This is a genomic window from Acinetobacter sp. AR_0276 (genome assembly GCF_003000705.1).
GTDB lineage: Bacteria > Pseudomonadota > Gammaproteobacteria > Pseudomonadales > Moraxellaceae > Acinetobacter > Acinetobacter nosocomialis.
Window position 1 is genome coordinate 48,934 of sequence record NZ_PSQO01000001.1, and the last position, 13,923, is coordinate 62,856.

Genomic DNA, 13,923 nt, shown 5'->3' on the forward strand with positions numbered 1-13,923 from the left:
TGAATTGGGTTTGCAGATACCTAGTATTATAATATTTTTAAGTTATTTCATTTAAGCAACGCTGCCTTAATATTCTATCTCTAGTTTTTTGAGTTTAGAAATGAGTGTAGTAGGGTTAATTCCTAAAAGCACTGCTGCTCCATCTTCACCAAAGATTTTTCCATCACATTGTTTAACGGCCAAAATCAGATTTTTAATTTCTAAATCTTTTAGTTGATGGATTGTCATGACTTGTTGAGTTGAGAGATTTTCTGAACTATCAGATGATGATTTTTTCCCTTGTAGTAAATCTTGTTCCAGTAAATATTTAAATGAAACTGAGCCTTGTTTTGCAGTAATCATAGCTCGCTCAATTACATTTTGCAGTTCACGAATATTTCCAGGCCATTCATATTGTTGTAATTCTAAAATATGTTTTTGTGAAAAAGGTAAATAATTAACTTTACGTTTTTCACAAAGCAGTTTCGAAAAATGGCTAACCAAAAGAGGTATATCTTCTTTACGATCACGTAATGCAGGGGAGTAGATTGGAAATACATTCAAGCGGAAGTATAAGTCTTCACGGAAATTTTTGAGCTTAACTTCTTCTTTGAGATTACGATTAGTCGCTGCAATAATCCTAACATCGACGTGACGAGTTTTTTCTTCACCAATTCGTTCAAATGTTCCTTCTTGTAATACTCTCAATAGCTTACTTTGTAATTCTAAAGGTATTTCACCAATTTCATCTAGAAACAATGTTCCACCATCTGCCAACTCAAAGCGTCCTGCACGATCACGGACAGCACCCGTAAAAGCACCTTTTACATGCCCGAAAAATTCACTTTCAAACAATTCAGAGGGGATGGCTGCACAGTTAACACGTATAAGTGGTTGGTGTTTACGATGACTAGATTGATGGATTGCACGTGCAATCAGTTCCTTTCCTGTACCAGATTCACCATAAATCATGACATTGGCATCAGTAGAAGCAACTACTTTAATTTTTTCAATAATTTGCAAGATTGAGGAACTATTTCCCACAATTTCATGATATTGATTCTTTTGTAATATCTCTTCCTGTAAATATTCATTTTGTTGTTCTAGTCGACTTTTTAAGTCTTGTAGCTCGATTAGAGCATGGGTGAGTTGTTTTTCTGTATTTAAGCGTTCGCTAATATCTCTAAAGACCACCACTGCACCGATGATCTCGCTATCACGGATGATTGGTGTACTTGTAAATTCAACAGGAAAAAAACTGCCATCACGACGCCAGAAAATCTCTTGTATCCCCTCATGCACTACACCATCATGTACAGCCGCATATATTGGGCATTCCTCAACAGGATAATGTGATCCATTTTCATGAGTATGATGATGTATTTTATGTATATTTTTACCGAGTACATCTTCTGGTTTTAAACCTAGCATTCTCGCGCCAACGGGATTTATAAAGGTACATAATCCTTGTTTATTGATACTGTAAATTCCATCACCTACTGAGCTCAACAGCAAATGCTTACCAGTGTCAGAATCGATAAAAAGTTCTTGTAGAGCTTGCCATTCTTTAAGACCTGCTCGAATGACTTTATCCGCATTTTTATTCAGTTGGCGTAGCTCTAGATCTTTGACATCGACTAAAGACCAAATGAGTAAAGTTTTATTTTTATATGGGATTGAAACAGAGCTAACATCGAATTGAATTTTTTCTCCATTTTTATCAAAAGCATATAGCTCATTATTCCATGCATAGCCTTTAGCTAGTGTTTCTTCTGTAAATGCCACTAAGTCTGGAAGTTGACTAAAATGACCAAAAATTGAAGTGACAGTTTTTTGAATCAGCTCATGGCGTTCATAGCGGAGTAATTTCGTAGCACTAATATTTACATCAATAAACTGATTTTGATGTGGGTCTAAAACAAGTAAGGCTTGTGAGGTGTGTTCAAAGGCAAGTGGGCGAATTGAATTCTCAGTAGTTACCCAATCGGAAATGAAGTCAGTATTATTCATGCTACGAAATTTCATAGAATATGTTATGAAATTTCATAATACTACGAAAAATCATAACCTTCCAGCATTATATTTATCATCAAAAAGAGTCGTTTTAAAAATATTAATTATTATATTTCAATTATATATAAATTAATTCCCACCAGAAAATAGAAATTGGCACAGCTCTCGCAATAAAACATTCAAACCAAACAATGGTTGATTGTAAATAGCATTAAACGAGGAGCTGCTATGCCAAAAGTTGATATTGAACAATACAAAGATGGTGATTTTCTTGTCGATTATGAAGAAAAGGTCTTTGAAGATGTAAAAGCGCAGCCAGGCGAAAAAGCATTAGTGACATTTCACACGGTAGCTTTTGAAGGGTCTATTGGTCTGGTAAATGTCCTCCAAGCCAAACGTTTATTACGCAAAGGTTTTGAAACCAAAATTTTGCTTTATGGTCCAGGTGTGCAGTTAGGTGTGCAACGAGGTTTCCCAACGTTAGGTGCTGAAGCTTTCCCAGGGCACTTGGCAGTGAATAATCAACTCAAAGCCTTTATGGAAGAAGGTGGAGAAGTCTATGCATGTCGTTTCGCTTTACAAGCTTTATATGGTCAAACGGAAAAAGCATTAATGCAGGGGATTCGTCCAATCAATCCTTTAGATGTAATGGACTTGAAATTACTGATGCGTCGTGACAATGCGCTGATCATTGATACTTGGACTGTTTAAAGATTTAAGAAAGGGGAATAAGACATGAATCAGATTGTAAAAGCAGCAGCAGTACAGTGTAGTCCAGTGCTTTATAGCCAAAAGGAAACCGTACAAAAAATCTGTAATACGATTTTGGAGTTAGGTAAACAAGGCGTACAGTTTGCTGTTTTTCCTGAAACAGTAGTGCCTTATTACCCTTACTTTTCTTTTGTACAACCACCGTTTGCAATGGGTAAGGAACATTTAAAACTGCTCAATGAATCTGTGGTTGTCCCTTCTGAAGCAACCTTTGCGATTGGTCAAGCCTGTGCTGAAGCAAAAATGGTGGTTTCTATTGGGATTAATGAGCGTGCAGGTGGAACAATCTACAACGCACAGTTGTTATTTGATGCTGATGGTTCAATCATTCAACATCGACGAAAAATTACTCCAACTTATCATGAACGTATGGTGTGGGGACAAGGCGATGGCAGTGGTTTACGTGCAATTGATTCAGCTGTGGGACGTGTGGGGTCACTGGCTTGTTGGGAGCATTACAATCCTTTGGCACGTTTTGCCTTAATGGCAGATGGAGAACAGATTCATGCTGCCATGTTCCCTGGTTCATTAGTCGGACAGGTGTTCGCTGACCAGATCAGTGCCACCATTCAGCATCATGCTTTGGAATCAGGTTGTTTCGTGGTTAATGCAACTGCATGGCTACATCCAGAGCAACAACAACAAATCATGCAAGATACCGGTTGTGAAATTGGTCCAATTTCAGGTGGATGCTTCACCGCTATTGTATCGCCTGAAGGGAAATTTTTAGCCGAACCTATTACTCAGGGTGAAGGTTATTGTATCGCTGACTTAGATTTTTCATTAATTGATAAACGTAAACGCATGATGGATTCAGTTGGTCATTATAGCCGTCCAGAATTGTTAAGTTTATTGATTGATCGTCGTCCGACGCAGGTATTACATGAACTTAAAGTTGAATCTTCGGATTTAACAAATCTAGAAAAAATTTCCAGATTTACAGAAGAGCAGGTTTAAACCTTATCAAATCAATTCTAAAGAGAAGGGGTGAGTATGTCTGCAATACAACTTTTAACTGATTTGCAATGTAACGGTCTGAAATGGGAGGGCGAATTTGGTCTATCTCGTAAGGGTGGTGCAGGGCCAAGTGATCATAAGGCACTCAGCCTAGCTGGGCAGACGATGATGATTCCTGTGTTGAATCTGGTTGCACAAGAGTCTCCATACAGTGCTAAAGCTGATCCAGATTCTGACCAAGTGATCGTATTTAAAAATCAGATTCCTGTAGCAACTTTAACAGCCCCAGCTCGTCCAAAGTTCTATGATTTGACCACAGACGAAGGTATTCCATATGAACAAATTGCAACTTTGCATAGCCATGACGTCTTGGCAACAACTGTATTACAACATTGCATTCGTATGAATGATAAAGCTACGGCTTGTCAATTTTGTTCGATCGACCAATCGTTAAAAAGTGGTCGTACTTTAATTCGGAAACGTCCAGAACAGTTAGCAGAAGTTGCAAAAGCAGCTGTGGAACTCGATGGTGTACAGCAAATGGTCATTACCACTGGTACACCAAGCACCCCAGACCGTGGAGCAGAGATTTTATATGACAGTGTGAAAGCTATTCTGGCTGAAGTGAATTTACCTATACAGGTGCAATGTGAGCCACCCGATGATTTTGCATGGTTTCAAAAGTTAAAAGACGCAGGTGCGGTGTCCATTGGTATGCATCTTGAAGCGGTGAGTGAGCGGGTACGCCACAAAATTATGCCAGGTAAAGCAGAGGTTCCTCTTAATACTTATTTTGCAGCATTTAAGGCGGCAGTAGAGGTATTTGGTCGGGGACAAGTCAGTACCTATATCTTAGCTGGGCTAGGTGATACGGAAGATGAAATCATCGAAATGACCGCTAAATTGACCGAGATGGGCGTTTATCCATTTGTAGTGCCATTTGTACCAATTCAGGGAACAGCACTTGAACATCATTCAAAACCTGAGCAAGCCTTTATGCGGGCACTCTATCCCAAAATTGGAGAGCAACTTCGTAAAAATGGATTGCATTCAGAAGACACTCAAGCGGGTTGTGCCAAATGTGGAGCATGTTCTTCACTGAAAGCTTATGAGTAGGAGAAACAGTATGCAACTTTCTGGTTATCCATGGTTATTAGAGTTAAATGAAGGCCTTAAACAGTTTGTCACAGATGACATTGTTATCAAGGTGATCACTGAAGATTGGGAACGTCGTCAATATTATCGCCTGCGAGAAGCGACTTTTCGTGATGAACAAAAAATCCTAAAAGAAGATCGTGATGAATACGACTTTAAAGCTCTAGGTATTGTTGCGATTGGGCAAATGTTTGGTGAGCATGATCGTGTAATAGGTGCTGTGCGTATCTTCCCAGACGGAACAAATACATGGTGGGGCGGGCGTTTATGTGTAGAACCCTTGTACCGCCATCATCATGCTATTGGTAAAGCGTTGATTAATGCAGCCGTGACGACGGCAAAAAATTTAGGATGTAAAACATTCCTAGCGACAGTACAGCAACAAAATGAGCGTTATTTTCAGAAATTATGTTGGAACAGTGTCCGTGAATTAATGGTTGCTGAAATTCCACATATGATGATGCAAGCTCAAATTGAACATTATCCGCTACAGCATGTGGTCATGCAGGCTTATATGCAAAAAGAGGTGGAATGATGATGCCACTCAATCAACTTCTTGAATTTTTGAGACAAACCCCAGCGATGCAATCAAAACAAATGATTGCTAAAAGTGTAGTGATCCCAAATTTGAATAAAGTGAACTCTCTGCAAGCTTTGTATGCTTATCCTGGAGATGATACTGCCGCTATTGCCATACAGGATCAATATATTTTACATGCGTGTGAAGGGATGTTACCTAGTTTTGTTGCTAATCATCCTTATTTTGCCGGTTGGTCTGCAGTCATGGCAAATGTCAGTGACATTGCAGCAATGGGTGGTCGTGCCTTGTCAGTTGTGAATAGCTTTTGGCATACAAATGTTGAGCATGCTCAATTATTAATGCAAGGCATGCAAGATGCTTGTACTGCATATGATGTGGCAATGATTGGTGGACATAGCAATATTGCTGAAAATTATCAGCCAGCTTTATCGGTTGCCATTCAAGGTACAGCACAAAAATTATTATCGGTTTTGCATGTTAAACCACAGCAAAAAATTTTGATTGCTTTAAATCTACAAGGTCAATTTCATCCCAACACTGTGTATTGGAAATGCTTTGAACGTGTATCCGGACGTATTTTGCAAGCACAGCTCTCAGTAATGCCGCAACTTGCCCAGCAAGGAGTGGTATATGCCGCACGAGATATTAGTAATGCAGGTGTTTTAGGCAGTTTGCTCATGCTACTTGAGGCAACGCAAAGTGGCGCAGACATAGACCTTCAAAAAATTCCAAAACCACAAAATGTGGACTGGCAGACGTGGCTACAAATATTTCCAAGTTATGGATTTTTGCTGACAGCTGATGAAGGCGAATGCGAAGAGATCATTGAGTTATTTGAAAGTCAGGGAATTTGCTGTGCAGTGATTGGTGAAAGTAATGCCAGTGGAAAAGTTCATGTGCATGATCAGAAGCAAAGTGCTCAATTTTGGGATTTTAATCAGCAAACATTTACTGGTTTTAACTATGTCGAAATTTTAAAAAAGTTAAAGGCTCAGTCGGAACCGATTGAGCCGATAGAGAAGGAGGCAGCATATGCCTAGCGTGAATTTTACCGTGAAATGGCCGAATGGCGAGCTGATTCAATATTACTCTCCATCCACGGTGATTTATGAATATCTATCTAAAGGACATTCATATCCAGCAATACAGTTTTTAAAGTTGGCTGAAGATGGCTTATCTGCTGCATCAGAACGAGTACGGGTACGTTATGGCTTTGCATGTAGTTCAGCCATGGACAGCCTATCCACGATCAAACGCCAAGCTAACTTATTCGCCTTAAAAGACGAAGACCAAATTGAAATTACTGAAATGTACAATGAATAAGGGGAACAAGATGCTTAATATGCAAATTCAAGATTTACAACCAAATTATGATGTCGTGATTGTGGGTGGTGGCCAGGCAGGGTTATGTATCAGTCATTATTTACAAAAAGCAGGGATTGATCATGTGATTCTAGAAAAAGAATCAGAGTTAACCCATAGCTGGCGTAGTAAACGGTGGGATAATTTCACTTTGGTTACACCCAATTGGCAATGTTTACTTCCAGAGCATCCATATAACGGTAATGATCCTGATGGATTTATGAAAAAAAATGAAATTGTTGAATACCTCGACGACTTCATTGAAAAACTGAATCCACCAGTTTTATTAAATGTTCAAGTTAAGCATGTGGCAAAAATTGCACCGCAACATTTTGAAATTGAAACCAGTTTGGGCACAACTACTGCTAAACAATTAGTTGTAGCGGCTGGTGGTTATCACACCCCAATTTATCCAAAACTAAGTGATCAAGTACCTGAACAAGTATTGGTGATGCATTCAGAACAATATTTTAATGTGGAACAGTTACCTGAAGGTAATGTTTTGGTTGTCGGTTCAGGGCAATCGGGAGCCCAAATCGCTGAAGATCTACATTTGGCTGGTAAAAAGGTCTATCTTTCTACGGGAGATGCACCACGCTGTGCACGTTTTTATCGTGGTAAAGACGTAGTGAAGTGGCTTTATGAAATGGGCTATTACGAAACAACTGTCAAAGATCATCGATACAGTGAAGAAGTTCGTAACAGTACTAATCATTATGTGACTGGGCGAGATGGTGGTCGTGATATTGATCTACGTAAATTTGCATTAGAAGGTATGCGACTGCTTGGACGATTTGAGGACTATAAGGATGGGCAGTTTGTATTCCGTCCAGATTTAATTCAGAACTTAGATATGGCAGATGCAACTTATAACCGTATTAATGCCTCTATTGATGACTATCTAGAGAAAAATAATATTGTGACTGAAGAACCTGCATCTGTATATCAGCCACTTTGGCGGCCAGAGCAGGAAATTACCCATATCGACTTAGTTGATGAAAACATCACCTCAATCATTTGGTGTATCGGATTTAGACCAGACTATTCTTGGATTGATTTAGATATATTCCAAACAAATGGATATCCAAAACATGATCGCGGTATTACGGTTGACCCAGATGTAAGCTTTATTGGATTACCTTGGTTAAACACGTGGGGTTCAGGACGTTTTATGGATGTTGCTAAAGATGCTGGGTTTATTGCGGATCATCTCATTCAACAATTAAATGTTACACCTCTGCATATATCCTCAACATTAGCATCATTGGCTTAAATACTAGGCAGCTGAATAGTCTCAACTTTCGGCTGCATCAAACCTCAAATTTAGTTAGAAATCATAGGGTAGCCCAAATGGACCAACAACCTTTTGTAATTAATACTAATACTGCACCATGGGAATTTCTTCCTGTTCCATTTTTAAATAGTGAAATTCCTGTTAAAACCTGTCTGGCATGCCCAGATACAGGCATGATGATCTGGAAATTACGTTATCCAGCAGGTTTTACAACTGTTGAACACTGGCATAATTGTGCACATGGCATGTATGTCTTAGAAGGACACTTGGTGACAAGCCAAGGTGAATTTGGACCAGGGAATTTTGTTTGGTTTCCAGAAGGGAGTGTGATGTTCCACGGAGCTCGTAGTGACAATGATGCCCTAGTTCTTTTTATTACTAATAAAGACTTTGATATCCACTTCACAGCAGAGGAAGGTCTTCCTGAATTTATCGAGTAAATAGCTAAACAGAAATCCTATCCAATATGCCATTAGTGGAGTTAAGTACTATGAATATGCTACTAGTGAAACACTTTCCTGTTCGTAATCTTAAATTTTTTAAGAAGAACTTATTAAAGACTCACTATTGGATGGGAAACTCTGCAGGACTGACTTATGCAATACTTGCTTTATCTGTCATGTTTCCAGCAGGCGAGCGATTTTTTATTCAATCTGTAAAAAAGGCTCGTTTTAAACCTGAAGCGAAGCTTGATATTGATTTACAACGACAGATTACTAACTTTATGGTACAAGAAGCTATTCATACTCGCGAACATATGTACTTCAATCGATTTAATCAAATTAATGAAATACATATGGCAGAATTAGAGCAGAAAACTGAAGAAGCCATTCAATTTCTTAGTCAATGGGTTTCGAATATATCCAGTAAATGTGGTATTTCTACACAAGAAAGTGACTTATTAATAACAGTTGCTTTAGAGCATTGCACAGCAACGATTGCAGCAAAATTTTTAAAATTCAAAAAATTTAATGAATTGATTCAAGATCCTGAAATTTCAAGGTTTTGGGTCTGGCATGCGATAGAGGAAATCGAACATAAAAGCGTAGCTTTTGAATTATTAGAGAAAATTTCTAAAGATTCATATAAATTCAATTTCATCAGATGTATAACATATCTATTTAGCTTAACAGGGCTTTCTTTATGCTATGGATATTGCTTAATGAATCTGCTAGTCAAAGATAATAAAATAAATTATCTCAATGCATTAAATGATATTTATCAATATAGCCTTAGTCCAAGTAAAGGTATTCTATTCGCTTCGTTTAGTGATTTTTTTGCATTTTTAAAACCTAATTTTCATCCGAATGAAATTGATCATGAAGAGTTACTAGCCATTTGGAAGGAGAAAATAAAGTTAGATGTATCGGATTTAACATAATCTCTATTATACGAAATCAACATGTTATTCCAAAGTAGAAATGTCCGGTTTCTCCAAAGTAAAAATGTCCGCTTTTAGAATATGCACTTTTGCAATTTCCTTAGCGGACGGTTTGATATGTTGGTGTCTATGTCGGATAAAGAACTTAAACGATTGTCGGTCTTGCAGGAAATCTGCGATCAACGCATAACTCAATCCTAGGCTGCTCAGCTACTTCATATTTCAGAACGTCAGATCAGACGCTTACTGCAGAAATACAAAGCCCAAGGTCCAGCTGCATTAGCCCATGCCGGTCGTGGCCAAATCAGCAATTCTAAACTTCCTGAAGAACTCAGACTCAAGTGCCTCAATATTGTTTCTGACCAACTCCATGGTTTCGGACCCACTTTAGCGCATGAAAAGCTCACCACCGTACATGGATTCGATCTTTCAGTAGAAACCCTGCGTTCCTGGATGATTGCAGCTGACTTATGGATGCCCCGATCCAAGCGCTTGAAACGCCCGTATCAGCCTCGTTACAACCGGGATTGCTTTGGTGAACTGATCCAAATTGATGGCTCACACCATGACTGGTTTGAAGGACGCGCTGCTAAATGCTGTCTGCTGGTGTTTATCGATGATGCTACAGGAAAATTGCAGCATTTACGCTTCTGTGAGTCAGAATCAACCTTTGACTATATGATTTCAACACGCTTATATGTCGAACAGCACGGTAAGCCTTTAGCGTTTTACAGCGACAAACATTCAGTCTTTAGAGTGAATCAAAGCAGCAAGAAAGACACCAAGATTACCCAGTTTGGACGTGTACTCAGCACCCTGAATATCGATATCATCTTCGCTAATTCACCGCAGGCCAAAGGCCGTGTGGAACGGGCCAACAGAACCCTTCAGGACCGTCTGATCAAGGAGATGCGCCTGAAAGGCATCTGTTCGATTGAGCAAGCTAATGTCTGGCTACCCTGCTTCATTGAGCAGTTCAATCAGAAGTTCGCCAAGATGGCTTTTAATCCTAAGAATCTACATCGGCCTATCACTGAAACAGCCGAAGAGTTAGATGATATTTTTACTTGGCGTGAACCCCGCAGAGTCACGAATAGCCTGACGATTACTTATGATAAATGCGTATATCTCCTGGAAAACACCGAAGAAAATCAAAGGTTGATCGGTAAGTATCTTGAGTTCCTGGAATACCCGGATGGTACTGTAGCCATCATGCATAATAGCCGAAAGATCAATTACAGCCTCTTCGATAAATTAAGTCAGCTGAATCAGCGAGAGATTGTTGAGAATAAACGGTTGGGTGCTGTTCTGAATCATATCCAACAACAGCATGAAGAACTGGAACAGCAAAACAAACGCAATCGTTCTCAAAAGATGCCAAGCAGACGTGCACAGAAAACAGCAATTCAAGAACTAAATCTAAATCCTGTGCTTGACTTGGAAATGTCCATATAGGACATTTCTATCTGGTTATTAGGTAGGACATTTCTACTTTGGAATAACAGAACAAATTGAAACATATAAAAATCAAAAACTTATGCTATAAATAATTTGCTCGACGATGTCGAAAAGCCGACTTGGGAACAAGTCGGCTTTTTTATGAGCAGTTTTGATATATTTTGCCAATAAAATTGGTTAAAAAACGATCAAATCGTAATTTCCTTCCGATTCCTTAAGGCTTCCATTTCTGAATTTATCCCCATTTCTTGCGGATAAGCTTTGGGATAATTTTGATGATTTTTTGTACGCTTTGGCTTACAGCATTTTACGAAATTGTTTGTATCCAAGCACCAGTGAAGTCCCTATGATCGATCTATATGAACAGGATGTTCAATGACTTAAAACAAGAATAATCAGTCAGACACCATGACCATTAGGTAGTCAGCCCTACCTATGCGCTCCACACCGAAAAATCCCGACATGACGTCGGGATTTTTTATTGTCATTTGAATAATAATTCAATTAAGCATAAAATATAGATTGTAATCTATATTATTGTTGTAATATGTGGACAGTCATTACAACGGATCTGTTTAACGAATGGCTTGCACAGCAAGATCAATCTACACAAGAGAAAGTACTCGCAGCGTTGGTCGTTCTACAGCAACAGGGACCAAGTTTAGGTCGTCCTTTAGTAGATACCGTCTATGACTCCAAATTTACCAATATGAAAGAGCTACGTGTTCAGCATCGAGGTAAACCACTGAGAGCCTTTTTCGCGTTTGATCCTTTACGACAAGCTATTGTGCTGTGTATCGGTGATAAAGGCGGTAAAAAGCGTTTTTATAAAGAGATGTTAGATATTGCCGATCAGCAATACGAAATTCATCTTTCAACTTTAGGAGATCAATCTAATGGCTAAGACCCTACAAGAATTATTGGCTAATCGCTCTCCAGAGAGTCAAGCTCGTATTCAACAAATGGCGGATGAATTATTGTTGGAAACTCAGCTTCACCTTATTCGTGAAGAGTTAGAGATTTCTCAAAAAGAACTGGCTGCAACCCTTGGAATCAAACAGCCTTCATTGTCAGCAATCGAAAATCGTGGTCATGATCTTAAAATTTCAACGATGAAAAAGTATGTCGAAGCAATGGGCGGAAAACTTCGTATTGATGTAGAGCTTCCAACAGGAAAACACATAGGATTCAATGTCTAATAATAAACCTTTGAAAAATAGTAGTAAATTACTTGTTAACTTGGACAAGTTTATATTTTTAGTCAATGCTGCTGATAGCCTAGAGGAAATTGAAATTATTAGAGATTTATGCTGTGACTATTTTTCACATTGTAAGAAGTCAAGCTATTACACTGATATTTTCGACAATGCTTATTGGATAAAATATTACGAAATAACTTAATCTTTCCAGATTCGCATAAGAGATTTTATGCTAAATAGATATGAGAAAGGCCATAAATTGTGACTTTCTCATATACGAAGAGAGAGCTGAGAACTTTCGTTTTATTGATTTATTCCAAATGAAGCTGATATTGATGTGTGGTGATTTTAATTTTTAGTTGCTTATATTTTCTTTTCGTAGCGCTCAGAGCTGAATTAGACACTTCTGTATAAAATATAGGATCATTCATCAAATCAGAAAATAATTTATATCCAATCAATAATTTACTGTATTTATTCCCATCTTTGAGATTCGTTTCAATTAATTGATCTAAATCTTTTACAGAAAAACTATATATATTGGCCTCGATAGAGTGTTTCTGAACGGGCACCATACAGGGTTGGCGATAGGAACTAAAGTTAAATTAGGTATTGATATGGCTTTGTTGCACAAAGATTTAAAAGTTAAGACTTCTCATATCTACTCAAATTTAAGTGACAACTCGGGTATGTGGTCTGCCTAAGTCCGTAAATTTATTTAATACTGCCATACGTGCATGAATCTCATTGACTTGGCTTTGAAAATTTCTCGCACTGAGTTTATCCCCCAATAATTTGATGCAATGCATCTTGGTTTCAACCAAACTTCGCCGATGATAGCCTGACCATTTCTTCCAAATAGTTCTTCCTAAACGTTTAACTGTTCGAAGCAACTCATTGCGTTCTAGCGAGCTCATCTTTTTATCTTTCCATGGCTTCGCATTTTTTCTTGGTGGAATCACTGCATGTGCTTGCCGATCCGCAATGACCTGTCGGCACTGTTTGGTATCATAAGCTCCATCGGTATAGACGGAGTCAACTCTCTCATCTTGTGGAATCTGATCGAGTAAATCACCAAGTACCTGTGAATCACTCACATTGTTGGTTGTGAGCTGAACAGCGCGTATTTGTAAGGTTTTAGCATCTATACCCATATGTAATTTACGCCATTGGCGACGATATTCAGGCTGATGTTTTTTACGCTTCCATTCACCCTCACCTAAGAATTTCAGACCTGTAGAGTCAACGATTAGATACAGTCCATCACAACTTTTTTGATAGCTAATCACAATATCAATATGCTGTTGTCGTCTACAAATTGTAGTGTAGTCTGGCGCTATCCAATTTAACCCACAAAGATGGATGAGACTTTGAACAAAGCCAGTGACCATGCGTAAAGACAATCGAAAGAGAGATTTAATCATTAGGCAGCATTGGATAGCTGCGTCGGAGTAAGTTTGATTTCGTCCTTGTTTGCCTTTTGATGGGGCATACCATTGCGTAGCAGGATCAAACCAAATGGCAATATTTCCACGATTAATGAGAGCTCGGTTATATGAAGACCAATTGGTTGTGCGATAAATTTTAGGTGTCGACTTATTCATTTGAAAATTATATTGTGGAATAAGCCTTTAGAGATAGGTTTGTGCAACAAAGCCGTTTTCTTAACAAAACTATGGAGCATTACAATGCGTTTACCGACTAGTGTGCAACACATAACACGAGCAATACCTTCTTGAGATTTTAAGCGCAACTCAAATAGTCCTTTACTCATTGGTAATGTGTGAGATTCTCCTAAGTTTGCGCCGGGGGT

The 13,923-nt window shown here is 38.6% G+C and carries 16 protein-coding genes and 1 pseudogene; 13 read left to right on the forward strand and 4 right to left on the reverse strand.

Features of this window, described 5'->3' with window-relative positions; genetic code table 11:
• Positions 1-66: 66 nt before the first annotated feature.
• Positions 67-2,004, reverse strand: a complete 1,938-nt coding sequence (locus CSB87_RS00275; RefSeq protein WP_031953700.1) for a sigma 54-interacting transcriptional regulator — start codon at positions 2,002-2,004, stop codon at positions 67-69.
• 216 nt (positions 2,005-2,220) lie between these two features.
• Here CSB87_RS00275 and CSB87_RS00280 point away from each other — a divergent pair, with 216 nt between their 5' ends.
• From CSB87_RS00280 to CSB87_RS00340, 13 genes and pseudogenes are all read left to right on the forward strand, one after another.
• Positions 2,221-2,703: an MSMEG_0572/Sll0783 family nitrogen starvation response protein gene (locus tag CSB87_RS00280; protein ID WP_004704375.1), complete on the forward strand. Its 483-nt coding sequence runs from the start codon at positions 2,221-2,223 to the stop codon at positions 2,701-2,703.
• Between the two features lie 24 nt (positions 2,704-2,727).
• Positions 2,728-3,720 carry a Nit6803 family nitrilase gene (locus CSB87_RS00285; protein WP_005137459.1) on the forward strand — a complete coding sequence of 331 codons (993 nt, stop codon included), beginning with the start codon at positions 2,728-2,730 and terminating at the stop codon, positions 3,718-3,720.
• A gap of 36 nt (positions 3,721-3,756) precedes the next feature.
• The gene (locus CSB87_RS00290; RefSeq protein WP_004704377.1) at positions 3,757-4,836 is read left to right on the forward strand and encodes an MSMEG_0568 family radical SAM protein; all 1,080 of its coding nucleotides are present in this window, start codon (positions 3,757-3,759) and stop codon (positions 4,834-4,836) included.
• Positions 4,837-4,846: 10 nt separating this feature from the next.
• The gene (locus CSB87_RS00295) at positions 4,847-5,410 is read left to right on the forward strand and encodes an MSMEG_0567/Sll0786 family nitrogen starvation N-acetyltransferase (RefSeq protein ID WP_004704378.1); all 564 of its coding nucleotides are present in this window, start codon (positions 4,847-4,849) and stop codon (positions 5,408-5,410) included.
• Entirely contained in the window at positions 5,410-6,456 is a 1,047-nt protein-coding gene (locus CSB87_RS00300; protein ID WP_004704379.1) for a sll0787 family AIR synthase-like protein, read from the forward strand. Before CSB87_RS00295 ends, CSB87_RS00300 begins: the two co-directional genes overlap by 1 nt.
• On the forward strand, positions 6,449-6,739 hold the full coding sequence (locus CSB87_RS00305) for an MSMEG_0570 family nitrogen starvation response protein (protein ID WP_004704380.1): 291 nt from the start codon (positions 6,449-6,451) through the stop codon (positions 6,737-6,739). The genes CSB87_RS00300 and CSB87_RS00305 overlap by 8 nt, the downstream gene beginning before the upstream one ends.
• Positions 6,740-6,749: 10 nt before the next feature.
• Complete coding sequence (locus tag CSB87_RS00310) at positions 6,750-8,051, forward strand: MSMEG_0569 family flavin-dependent oxidoreductase (protein ID WP_004704381.1); 1,302 nt, start codon at positions 6,750-6,752, stop codon at positions 8,049-8,051.
• 77 nt (positions 8,052-8,128) lie between these two features.
• Positions 8,129-8,512 carry a cupin domain-containing protein gene (locus CSB87_RS00315; protein ID WP_004704382.1) on the forward strand — a complete coding sequence of 128 codons (384 nt, stop codon included), beginning with the start codon at positions 8,129-8,131 and terminating at the stop codon, positions 8,510-8,512.
• 50 nt (positions 8,513-8,562) lie between these two features.
• Positions 8,563-9,453: a metal-dependent hydrolase gene (locus CSB87_RS00320; RefSeq protein WP_031953705.1), complete on the forward strand. Its 891-nt coding sequence runs from the start codon at positions 8,563-8,565 to the stop codon at positions 9,451-9,453.
• Between the two features lie 129 nt (positions 9,454-9,582).
• A pseudogene (locus tag CSB87_RS00325) lies at positions 9,583-10,908 on the forward strand (ISNCY family transposase).
• A 550-nt stretch (positions 10,909-11,458) separates the two neighbouring features.
• Positions 11,459-11,815, forward strand: a complete 357-nt coding sequence (locus tag CSB87_RS00330) for a type II toxin-antitoxin system RelE/ParE family toxin (RefSeq protein WP_000269903.1) — start codon at positions 11,459-11,461, stop codon at positions 11,813-11,815.
• On the forward strand, positions 11,808-12,110 hold the full coding sequence (locus CSB87_RS00335) for a helix-turn-helix domain-containing protein (RefSeq protein WP_001140619.1): 303 nt from the start codon (positions 11,808-11,810) through the stop codon (positions 12,108-12,110). Before CSB87_RS00330 ends, CSB87_RS00335 begins: the two co-directional genes overlap by 8 nt.
• Positions 12,103-12,312, forward strand: coding sequence for a hypothetical protein (locus CSB87_RS00340; protein WP_000069471.1), 210 nt, complete (start codon positions 12,103-12,105; stop codon positions 12,310-12,312). The genes CSB87_RS00335 and CSB87_RS00340 overlap by 8 nt, the downstream gene beginning before the upstream one ends.
• A gap of 109 nt (positions 12,313-12,421) precedes the next feature.
• Here CSB87_RS00340 and CSB87_RS00345 read toward each other — a convergent pair whose 3' ends face one another.
• The 3 genes from CSB87_RS00345 to CSB87_RS00355 all read right to left on the reverse strand — a co-directional run bounded on the left by CSB87_RS00345 (position 12,422) and on the right by CSB87_RS00355 (position 13,884).
• Entirely contained in the window at positions 12,422-12,649 is a 228-nt protein-coding gene (locus CSB87_RS00345) for a hypothetical protein (protein WP_025469214.1), read from the reverse strand.
• A 132-nt stretch (positions 12,650-12,781) separates the two neighbouring features.
• Positions 12,782-13,714, reverse strand: a complete 933-nt coding sequence (locus CSB87_RS00350; RefSeq protein ID WP_004739252.1) for an IS5-like element ISAba13 family transposase — start codon at positions 13,712-13,714, stop codon at positions 12,782-12,784.
• Entirely contained in the window at positions 13,711-13,884 is a 174-nt protein-coding gene (locus tag CSB87_RS00355) for a type II toxin-antitoxin system RelE/ParE family toxin (protein ID WP_079270855.1), read from the reverse strand. Before CSB87_RS00355 ends, CSB87_RS00350 begins: the two co-directional genes overlap by 4 nt.
• Positions 13,885-13,923: the final 39 nt, after the last annotated feature.

Excerpts from the sequence above, each read along its gene's own strand:
- CSB87_RS00275 (WP_031953700.1), bottom strand. The coding sequence starts at position 2,004 with ATGAAATTTCGTAGCATGAATAATACTGACTTCATTTCCGATTGGGTA.
- CSB87_RS00280 (WP_004704375.1), top strand. The coding sequence starts at position 2,221 with ATGCCAAAAGTTGATATTGAACAATACAAAGATGGTGATTTTCTTGTC.
- CSB87_RS00285 (WP_005137459.1), top strand. The coding sequence starts at position 2,728 with ATGAATCAGATTGTAAAAGCAGCAGCAGTACAGTGTAGTCCAGTGCTT.
- CSB87_RS00290 (WP_004704377.1), top strand. The coding sequence starts at position 3,757 with ATGTCTGCAATACAACTTTTAACTGATTTGCAATGTAACGGTCTGAAA.
- CSB87_RS00295 (WP_004704378.1), top strand. The coding sequence starts at position 4,847 with ATGCAACTTTCTGGTTATCCATGGTTATTAGAGTTAAATGAAGGCCTT.
- CSB87_RS00300 (WP_004704379.1), top strand. The coding sequence starts at position 5,410 with ATGATGCCACTCAATCAACTTCTTGAATTTTTGAGACAAACCCCAGCG.
- CSB87_RS00305 (WP_004704380.1), top strand. The coding sequence starts at position 6,449 with ATGCCTAGCGTGAATTTTACCGTGAAATGGCCGAATGGCGAGCTGATT.
- CSB87_RS00310 (WP_004704381.1), top strand. The coding sequence starts at position 6,750 with ATGCTTAATATGCAAATTCAAGATTTACAACCAAATTATGATGTCGTG.
- CSB87_RS00315 (WP_004704382.1), top strand. The coding sequence starts at position 8,129 with ATGGACCAACAACCTTTTGTAATTAATACTAATACTGCACCATGGGAA.
- CSB87_RS00320 (WP_031953705.1), top strand. The coding sequence starts at position 8,563 with ATGAATATGCTACTAGTGAAACACTTTCCTGTTCGTAATCTTAAATTT.
- CSB87_RS00330 (WP_000269903.1), top strand. The coding sequence starts at position 11,459 with ATGTGGACAGTCATTACAACGGATCTGTTTAACGAATGGCTTGCACAG.
- CSB87_RS00335 (WP_001140619.1), top strand. The coding sequence starts at position 11,808 with ATGGCTAAGACCCTACAAGAATTATTGGCTAATCGCTCTCCAGAGAGT.
- CSB87_RS00340 (WP_000069471.1), top strand. The coding sequence starts at position 12,103 with ATGTCTAATAATAAACCTTTGAAAAATAGTAGTAAATTACTTGTTAAC.
- CSB87_RS00350 (WP_004739252.1), bottom strand. The coding sequence starts at position 13,714 with ATGAATAAGTCGACACCTAAAATTTATCGCACAACCAATTGGTCTTCA.
- CSB87_RS00355 (WP_079270855.1), bottom strand. The coding sequence starts at position 13,884 with ATGAGTAAAGGACTATTTGAGTTGCGCTTAAAATCTCAAGAAGGTATT.